Source organism: Alteromonas sp. G4i35 (assembly GCF_054960375.1).
On the sequence record NZ_JBHNZD010000030.1, the window covers coordinates 35,140 to 43,884 of the forward strand.

7 protein-coding genes are annotated in these 8,745 nt (G+C 45.2%); 5 read left to right on the forward strand and 2 right to left on the reverse strand.

Annotated features, from left to right (window positions below; translation table 11 throughout):
* The first annotated feature begins 6 nt into the window (after positions 1-6).
* Entirely contained in the window at positions 7-1,080 is a 1,074-nt protein-coding gene (locus tag ACFI6L_RS17690; RefSeq protein ID WP_462574515.1) for an ADP-ribosylglycohydrolase family protein, read from the forward strand.
* An 84-nt stretch (positions 1,081-1,164) separates the two neighbouring features.
* Here ACFI6L_RS17690 and ACFI6L_RS17695 read toward each other — a convergent pair whose 3' ends face one another.
* Together ACFI6L_RS17695 and ACFI6L_RS17700 are read right to left on the reverse strand one after the other, a co-directional pair.
* Positions 1,165-2,253, reverse strand: a complete 1,089-nt coding sequence (locus ACFI6L_RS17695) for a Gfo/Idh/MocA family protein (protein ID WP_462574516.1) — start codon at positions 2,251-2,253, stop codon at positions 1,165-1,167.
* 237 nt (positions 2,254-2,490) lie between these two features.
* Entirely contained in the window at positions 2,491-2,973 is a 483-nt protein-coding gene (locus ACFI6L_RS17700; RefSeq protein ID WP_283622756.1) for a response regulator, read from the reverse strand.
* A 111-nt stretch (positions 2,974-3,084) separates the two neighbouring features.
* Here ACFI6L_RS17700 and ACFI6L_RS17705 point away from each other — a divergent pair, with 111 nt between their 5' ends.
* The 4 genes from ACFI6L_RS17705 to ACFI6L_RS17720 all read left to right on the forward strand — a co-directional run bounded on the left by ACFI6L_RS17705 (position 3,085) and on the right by ACFI6L_RS17720 (position 8,617).
* Complete coding sequence (locus ACFI6L_RS17705; RefSeq protein WP_462574517.1) at positions 3,085-4,245, forward strand: AI-2E family transporter; 1,161 nt, start codon at positions 3,085-3,087, stop codon at positions 4,243-4,245.
* Positions 4,246-4,438: 193 nt separating this feature from the next.
* Positions 4,439-6,610: a TonB-dependent receptor gene (locus tag ACFI6L_RS17710; protein ID WP_462574518.1), complete on the forward strand. Its 2,172-nt coding sequence runs from the start codon at positions 4,439-4,441 to the stop codon at positions 6,608-6,610.
* A gap of 11 nt (positions 6,611-6,621) precedes the next feature.
* Entirely contained in the window at positions 6,622-7,179 is a 558-nt protein-coding gene (locus ACFI6L_RS17715; protein ID WP_239241621.1) for a hypothetical protein, read from the forward strand.
* Between the two features lies 1 nt (position 7,180).
* The gene (locus ACFI6L_RS17720; protein ID WP_075176774.1) at positions 7,181-8,617 is read left to right on the forward strand and encodes a PepSY-associated TM helix domain-containing protein; all 1,437 of its coding nucleotides are present in this window, start codon (positions 7,181-7,183) and stop codon (positions 8,615-8,617) included.
* Positions 8,618-8,745 lie beyond the last annotated feature (128 nt).

The window sequence follows — 8,745 nt, forward strand, 5'->3', positions numbered from 1 at the left end:
AAAGAAATGTCTTCACTGTCAATCAAACGAGCAAAAGCGGCGCTTAAGAACGCGTTTATTGGCGACGCGTTGGCTATGCCGGTACATTGGTATTACAACCCGGCAGATATATATAAGGCGTTTCCGTTAGGGATAGAGCAATTTGAAGATGCGCCATCATTTCATCCGTCTTCAATAATGTCGCTACATTCCACGCAGCAAGGTGGACGCGCGAATAAGGCATCTGCAAATCAAAAAGAGATAGTGGGCGACGTTATTCTCAAAGGTAAAAGGCAGTATTGGGGCAAGGACAACATTCATTACCATCATGATATGAAAGCGGGAGAAAATACACTCAATGCGCATTGCGCGCGTATCGTTTTATCATGCGCACTTAAAGGGTATGACGAAAACGAGTTTTTAACTCAATATATTAGCTTTATGCGCGCTGATGAACCTAAACACCCTGACACATACGCTGAGTCTTATCACAGAGTTTTTTTTGCAAACTTAGAACAAGGTACACCAGCACACAAATGTGGGGCGGTTACACATGATACGGCTTCTATAGGCGCTTTTGTGTCGGTAACACCTCTGGCGGTAGTAGAAGCAAGCAAAAGCACAGCCCTTGAGGACATCAAACGCCTGTGTCGTAGTCACCTTTATTTAACTCACCCGGATGAGTCTTTAGCATCGGTGTGCGATTTCTATGTTGAGTTAATCTACAAATTAGTGCATCGCGAGGGTGAATCACCCAAGGCCATTTTAGAAGATATTGCCCGTAAATCTGCGCACATGAATTTGGCTGCGATAGCGGCAAAAAGCAAAAGCGATATCGAAATTGTTGGGCGTATGTATTCGCCAGCGTGTTATATCTCAGACGCGTGGCCCGCCGTTTTGTACTTCGCTTACCGTTATGCTGATACGCCTAAAAAGGCGTTGATTGCGAACACCAACGTGGGGGGCGACAACGTGCACCGCGGTTTTGTATTGGGGGCCATAATGGGGCTAATTCAGGCGACGGAAATATCCCAATGGTTTAGTGAATTAGCTGACAAAAAGGACTTGGAAGCGCTAATTAACCTTCTTGATGAACGGTAACTAAGACACAAAAGCCTGGTATACCCAGTCGTAAATTGAACAAATGGCATTTACTGTCCGGTAGCGTATTCGCGCAAAAGCGCCTTATAACGCTACCGTTTCCCCTGTTTTCGCCGCCTTGAATATAGCGTTCACAATGCGGATATCGGCCAGACCTTCATTGCCAGTCACCATAGGCTGTCGTCCAGTTAATATGGCAAAAGCATCGTTATCCATTTGCAGCGTTTGCTGCATACCGTTTATAGGAGCCAGCGTTTTTCCATCCGACGTAGTGCCCGTTACCCCGCTGTAGCTCTGCATGGGTTTAAGTTGATACCAGCCCTTTTCACAATCAGCTTTAAAATGGTTAAACCCTTTCACTACACTGGTACCGCAATCGGCCACTAGTCCGTCGCCAAAATCCATCGTAAACAAGGTCGTTTCATCAACCTCAGTAAACGTCTCTGGAAAGCGCTGTGGTGGATGACTTCCCGTTACCGCTAATGGCTCACGGCCCGTTAAAAAGCGCGCGCCGTTTATCGCGTAAACGCCCATATCATAGAGTGCACCGCCGCCCATGTGCTTTTTCATTCGCCAGTTGTCAGGCGCTCTTCCTTGTCCTGCATAACCAGCGAAGCTCGATACCGCGGTCAAGTTTCCATACGGCTTAGTTTCAAGATACTGATGAAAAGTGCGGGTATTGGGTTCGTGCTGCATGCGATAGCCTATCGACAACTGCACGCCATTTTTGTTACACGCATCTATGATAGCTTGGCATTCCTCGCTATCCATAGCCATTGGCTTTTCACACCACACATGCTTTCCGGTATTTGCGGCTTGTACCGCAAAATCCTTGTGTGTGCCAGTAGGCGTAACAACGTAAATAACGTCAATATCGTCATTATTCGCAATATCTGCCATGGTGCTGTACGTGTACACATTACTGTCTTTAATGCCGTACTTTTGCTGCCATTGCGGGATCTTACTCTCGCTCCCCGTAATTATCCCCCGTAATTCGCAGTGTTTAGTGTCCTGTAAGGCAGGGGCGAGTAAATTTGTGCTGTAATTGCCCAACCCTAACAGCGCCACGCCTATTTTCTTTTTCGAAGGCTGTGCCAGTAAATAAGGACTGTGAGCAACCAGCAAACCTGAACCTGCTAGTTGAAGGAAGTGACGACGAGTAATGCGGGGCATTAGTACTCTCCATTAAGAAATTAATCCGTGCATGGTTTTAGTAGTACCTTTCTTACTCAGAAAGATCACAACACCGTTGCGATATTATCGAATGTGTTACCTGTAACACCATCGAAGGTTTATAGCTGACAACCAATACAGCTTTAAAGCCCTATGGCGCATCGTGCCGTTTGGTAACGCGAAACGATTTACAACAAAATCAGACGAAAAGCAGCTCACTTTTATCGACAACATAATTTACTGTTTGCGCTTTGCTCGCCAAGCTTCTGCCACGATAGGTTCAAGGTCGCTCAAATCCAAAGGTTTAACAAGGTGATGGTCAAATCCAGCTTCTTTCGAACGCTGGATGTGCGATGGTTGTCCCCACCCCGTTTGCGCCACAAATACAGCGTCAGCTAACGCACGATTTTGACGAAGTGCCGTACATAATTCGTAACCATTCATACCCGGCATGCCGATATCCAACAACACTAAATCGGGCGTGAAAGACGCGACAGCCTTTAATGCGGATGGCCCATCTTCCACTACTTGAACCTGACACCCTTTTGCCTCCAATATCCATCCCATGGTAATAGCGGCATCTTGATTATCATCGGCAATTAAAACGTTGAGCTTTTCAGCGGTAGCGTCTACTACGTCATGGGCCTTTTCCGGTTTACTGGCTAATTTGGGTACTTTACTTAAAACGGGTAAGGTAACGATAAACGTTAAGCAGTACAAAGCGACTTCTCTAGCGCTGTGGTAAGTGAACTTAAATGATTAAATTTTCGTAACACTTACGCTATTACTAGTAAAAATTTTACCAAGTTTACTTTCTACCAAGGCTAAGACATGGACAACGCTGGCTCGAATCAAGATAAAGGGAACGCAAAGTATGCTGGGAAGTTCCCCAAAATAGCCCAACAAACCAGACTGCTAAATATTCTTGTGATTTTTGCTGTCATTTATACGTTGTACCTTGCCAAGTCTTTACTTGTTCCTCTTTTCTTTTCCGCCTTTGTAGCTTTGCTTTTAAGCCCTCTTGTTGCATTCGCACGCAAGTTATTCATACCTCGCACACTGTCAGCAGGAGCCCTGATTGTTTTGCTGGTCGCGCCGTTTACATTTTTAGGTATAGAGCTTGCTGAGCCGGCAGAACGCTGGATGCAATCTCTCCCCAAAATTGCTGCCGAGATATCCAAAGAAATTGAAGAGATAAGCAGCAACATCGACGCTTATGCAACGCCTCCAGCTGAACCCGTTGAAAAAGAACGTTCATTCTTTAGCTGGTTTGGTGACGATGAGAAGTCACCTGAACTTTCTCCACCGCAAGACAACACAAACTCTGTGACGGACAAAATTAAACAAAGCGGAATAGATATTGGGCTCACACTCTTCAGTAACGCGCCATTTTTACTGGCACAGGTGCTCGCCTGTATCGTTTTAATTTTCTTCTTGTTGGTTTTTGGACCCAACCTATTCAATGTTTTTGTAAGAGACTTCCCCATTGTTACTAACAAGCGACGAACGCTGGTATTGGTAGATCAAATTCAACGGGAGCTGTCTTCGTATATCGTCACCATCAGCATCATAAACTCTTGCTTAGGGTTAGCTACAGCAGGCGTGTTTTACTATTTAGGAATAGATGATGCGTTACTTTGGGGAGCGCTGGTTGCGCTGATGAACTTTGTCCCCTACTTGGGTGGTGTGGCGAGCTGCGTGGTATTGCTGGTAGTTGGGCTTGTGCAGTTTGGGCTTACCAGCAGTGCGTTTCTGCCTGCGGGTCTGTTTGTAGTATTGAATATTATTGAATCACAACTCATCACGCCCGCGGTGCTAGGAAGAAGTATGCAGCTTAACCCATTAATAATCATAATTTGGATAGCAATAACGGGTTGGCTATGGGGTGTGGTAGGCGTTTTACTTGCCGTGCCTATACTAATGTGTTTTAAGATCATTCTCGAAAATCTGGGCGTATTTGATCACTGGATTAAACTTCTCGAGTCAAAATAATTTTACTCTCTTCGTCCCTTCAACCACGTTGCATGGATAGAAGCGTGTGCGGACTTTTACCTAAAATCTAGGCACAAAGCACGATAGCCCTCTTCAAATAAAAGACGAAATGCATATTTTAAAGGAACATATCCTGCCTTTTTAAAATGAAAATAGTTATCATATTCGTTGTCTTTTGATTTTTGGAGCTCCCATGAATTTGCTTAAAAGTGCCTTGGCCGTGATGATCGGCCTGTCGTGTGCAGGCGCGCCTGTATATGCACAAACAGAAAAAAATAATAATAATGATGACATTGAGCATATTACTGTTGATGCATCTCAGGTTGAATTACGAGATAGCTTTGCAGGAGGCCAAGTATCTCGCGGTGGTCGTGCGGGTATTTTAGGTAATCTCGACATGATGGACTCTCCATTCGCAAGCACCAACTTTACCGCAGACATCATAAGGGAACAGCAAGCAAGAAGTATCGCCGATGTATTGCAAAACGATCCGGTGGTTCGTGTGGCAAAAGGCTTCGGTAATTTTCAAGAACTTTACGTAATGCGCGGGTTTCCCGTTTATTCTGACGATATGACTTACAACGGATTGTACGGTGTTTTACCTCGCCAATATGTTGCTGCCGAGTTGTCAGAACGCGTTGAGGTTTTCCGTGGCGCCAGTGCATTTCTAAACGGCGCAGCACCGGGCGGGAGCGGCTTAGGTGGTTCGGTAAATATAGTGCCTAAGCGCGCGGGCGATGACCCATTAAACCGTGTAACGCTTGGATACGAGTCTCAAGGACATTGGTATGGCGCAGCAGATGTAAGCCGCAGATTTGGCGACGACAGTCAAAGTACCGGCGTAAGAGCAAACTTTGTACAACGAGGCGGCGAAACAAGTATCGATAACCAAGATCGTGAATTGAGCGTTGCTGCTATTGGCATTGATCACGATAGCGATAACTTCCGTCTTTCTTTGGATTTGGGCTACCAAGACCATCAGGTTGACTCACCACGCCCTGCAGTCACTCCTGGCAGTGCAATTCCAGAAGCGCCTGACAGTGACACCAATTTTGCCCAAGAATGGACTTACACTAACGAGCGTCAATTTTTCGGTGCGGTTCGAGGAGAGTACGATTTTACCGACAACATCACTGCGTGGGCGGCGTATGGTTTCAGATCGGGAGAAGAAGATAATGTGTTTGCTAACCCTAGACAGGCAGAAGCAAATGGCGACTTTTCCGCTTACCGTTTTGATAACGTTAGAAATGATGAAATTCGCTCAGGTGAAGTGGGCCTAAATATCGAATTCAAAACCGCAAGCGTGGGACACACGATCATTACGTCTGCATCAACGTTTTCTTTAGAATCTGAAAATGCCTATGCGTTTTCTGATTTTAGCGGCTTTGCTGGAAATATTTATAATCCGGTAACAGCAACCATGCCCGATGCTGACTTCTTTATTGGTGGCGACCTTAGCAACCCACTAATCACAGAAAAAACAGACCTTTCAAGTTTTGCTCTTGCAGACATGATTTCGTTTAACGATGGAAAAGTTCTATTAACCCTTGGTGGCCGTGTTCAAAACATTGAAACCCGCACGTTTGATTACAATACAGGTGATGAGTTGTCAGGGTACGACGAATCTCAATTCACGCCGGTTGTGGGCATTGTTTATAAATCGTCAGAACAGGTGTCTTATTACGCCAACTATATCGAGGGACTGCTTCCTGGTGAGGTAGCACCTGCATCAAGCGGTGGTGAACCAATTGAAAACGCGGGTGAAGTTTTTGACCCATACAGCGCCGAGCAAATAGAAGTAGGTGTGAAATATGATGCTGGCCAATACGGTGGTTCATTGAGTGTTTTCAACACCTCAAAGCAAAGCTCAATTGTTGAAGACAATGTTTTCAGTACCGATGGTGAACAGCAAAACCAAGGACTTGAGTTAAGCATATTTGGCATGCCAACTTCAAATCTACGTGTTTTGGGCGGATTCACTTGGCTCGATGCGGAAATGACGAAAACTCAAGACGGTACGCTAGATGGCAAAACGGCCATTGGTGTTCCTGATTTACAAGCAAACATTAATCTTGAGTGGGATGTTGATGCCCTTCCAGGGCTTACTGTCGATGCACGTGCGGCCTATACGTCGAAACAATATGCCAGTGCCGACAATAGCCTTGAAGTCGATGCATCTAATCGTTTCGATCTAGGCGTTCGTTACAGCTTCCTTGCAGGAATGACCGACATCACACTTCGCGCTCGTGTAGATAACGTCTTTGACAATAATTACTGGGCGTCGGTAGGAGGCTTCCCTGGCTCAAACTACCTTGTATTAAGTGAACCTCGGACATTCAGACTGTCTGCTTCATTCAATTTTTAACGGGTTAAGTTATGCTACTGTCAATCGCTGCCTTTTTAGGCAGCGCATTGGCGATAGGTTTGTTTTACCGCGCTTGGCAAAGCACACAGATCGCCTTTAAACGTATAGCTAAACTCTCGGCATTGTTGTTAATGCTGGCGAGTTTAAGCCTTTGGATTACAGAGTACGGCCCTGAATTAGGTACCTGCTACGCAGTAGTCGCTTTCTCTTTACAAGCATGGAGTTGGATTTATCTCGCCAGACAACGAATAAGTAAAGATGTAAAACGCGTCGATTTACCGTTCGCATCTGGATTGACAACCCCGTCTACCGCTATTGCTTTTAACGCCCTCGTAAAACTACTTGGCAGTGTGTTTTTAAGTGCTATTTGCGCCATGTTAGTTACCGTAGTGTGGACAACAGCGCTTAGCATGAGCAAAGTAAACCAGATTGCACTGGGAATTTACACCATGCCTCTATTATGGGGATGTGGCGCATACTGGCTTTGTGCAGACAGTAAACTATGGCGCCCGGTTGGGGTGTTGAGTGTACTAAGCGCGTTAAGTTACTTCTACTTGTATAGTATATAAAATGAGTATTTCTATTTCTCCCAGCGCAAATAAAAGCGCCTTAAAAAGTCACGCTTGGTTAGGATTAGCCGTTAGTGTGTTGATGTATTGGGTGTGCTTTTCAGGCACTTTATCTGTTTTCTCTCAAGAACTTCTGCGGTGGGAACAACCCCATATTGCAGATAATCTAGATTACACCCCTGGCAGCATTCAAAATGCTTATGAACGCTTTCTCACAATGAAAGAGGGTCAAACACAGGGAAACATTGTCATTCGCTTGCCTACGCACGATTTGCCACGCGCACGCATTAGTGCAGACGGTGAGTATTGGAATATTTCTCCAACCGGTGAATTAAGTGAACCATCCACAACCCCTATTACTGATTTGATCGTTGATTTACACACCGCTCTTCATTTGCCAGAAGACATCGGAATGATGGCCGTCAGTGTATTGGGTGCTATTTTGAGTGCATTGATTATCTCTGGCATTGTTGCTCACAGACGTATTTTTAAAGATGCCTTCCGCTTGCGAACAGGCAACAACGAGCAGCTTACACAAGGCGACTTACACAATAGAATGAGCGTGTGGGGCTTGCCATTTCACTTGATGATTGCGCTAACCGGCGTTTATTTTGGTTTAGCATCGTTTTTAACGTCCATTTATGCCGATACCTTATATGAAGGAAACAAGCTTGATCTGTTTGCCGACATCTATGGTTCATCAATTCAGCTTGAACACCAGCCAGCCATTGCGAATATAGAAAAAGCGCTGACCGACATAATGAAAATGGAGCCCAATACCCAGCCCATTTTTGTTACTTTGGAAAATGCGACCAAAGACAATCAGTATATTCTGCTCGGCTCGCAGCACTTGGATAAGCTCATTTATTCAGAACAATACCGCTTTGATGCCAGTGGACAATACATCGATAAAGTCGGTTATTCAGATGGTGATGCTGGCCAACAAGCGATATTTTCTGTATATCGCATACACTTCGGCCACTTTGGTCCAGAAGCAATGAAGATATTCTTCGGATTAATGGGGTTCGCGTTAACCATTATTTCTGTCACCGGCATAAACTTGTGGCTGGCAAAACGCGCTAAACAAGATGCCTTAAACCAGCTTTGGCTGGGTTTTGTGTGGGGCACGCCTATCGCATTTATTTGGGCTGCATTGTTAGAGTTAACGCTGGCGCTGCCTACAAAACCTGTTTTTTGGGTAACATTGACAGCTATTCTTATCGCTTCACTAATGCAAAAAGTGCTTATGAAAACTCACCTGGTGCTGTTGAATTGTCTCGCCGCCTTGTTAGTTGTATTGGCCATTACTCACTTTGCTGTTCACTACCCTAGTTCGTTAGTCATGAACTCGCTCGTTATAGACAGCGCGTTTATCGTTTTTGCCCTGTGCGTATGGCGCTACCTATACTCGCGATTAAAGAAAGGCTGGAATGTATAGGCACATTGGTTCTAATGGGATCTGATAGAATTGAGGCAAAGTGAACATGCTTACTTATACCAATCCGGTATGCGGATTGGTATTGTTGTCAGCGTGGTCAACAGTAAAAAGCCTTCCATTTGGAAGGC

Bases quoted from the DNA above. Each gene is read 5' to 3' on its own strand.
- ACFI6L_RS17715 (WP_239241621.1), top strand. From the start codon at position 6,622: ATGCTACTGTCAATCGCTGCCTTTTTAGGCAGCGCATTGGCGATAGGT.
- ACFI6L_RS17710 (WP_462574518.1), top strand. From the start codon at position 4,439: ATGAATTTGCTTAAAAGTGCCTTGGCCGTGATGATCGGCCTGTCGTGT.
- ACFI6L_RS17695 (WP_462574516.1), bottom strand. From the start codon at position 2,253: ATGCCCCGCATTACTCGTCGTCACTTCCTTCAACTAGCAGGTTCAGGT.
- ACFI6L_RS17690 (WP_462574515.1), top strand. From the start codon at position 7: ATGTCTTCACTGTCAATCAAACGAGCAAAAGCGGCGCTTAAGAACGCG.
- ACFI6L_RS17720 (WP_075176774.1), top strand. From the start codon at position 7,181: ATGAGTATTTCTATTTCTCCCAGCGCAAATAAAAGCGCCTTAAAAAGT.
- ACFI6L_RS17705 (WP_462574517.1), top strand. From the start codon at position 3,085: ATGGACAACGCTGGCTCGAATCAAGATAAAGGGAACGCAAAGTATGCT.